Here is a 223-nt window from a genome sequence, read left to right as displayed (position 1 = left end):
CCTGTACGGGCACCAATTGCGATGGGGGGACGGAGAAGGCTAGGCAAGCCGGGCGACGGTCGTCCCGGTTTAAGTGTGTAGGTGGGCTGACCAGGCAAATCCGGTTAGCCATAACACTGAGGCACGATGACGCGGCACTACGGTGCGGAAGTTGCTGATGCCCCGCTTCCAGGAAAAGCCCCTAAGCTTCAGATTGGTGTTCATCGTACCCCAAACCGACACA

General features: G+C 58.7%; 1 rRNA gene. It reads left to right on the top strand.

The features are described from left to right. A 23S ribosomal RNA gene (locus tag IQ209_RS18125) occupies positions 1-223 on the top strand; the annotation flags it as partial.

Source organism: Xenorhabdus sp. BG5, from assembly GCF_015163665.1.
In the GTDB taxonomy this organism is placed as follows: Bacteria; Pseudomonadota; Gammaproteobacteria; order Enterobacterales; family Enterobacteriaceae; genus Xenorhabdus.
The sequence above is the reverse complement of the archived record's forward strand: the minus strand, read 5'-3'. Positions and strand labels throughout refer to the sequence as shown.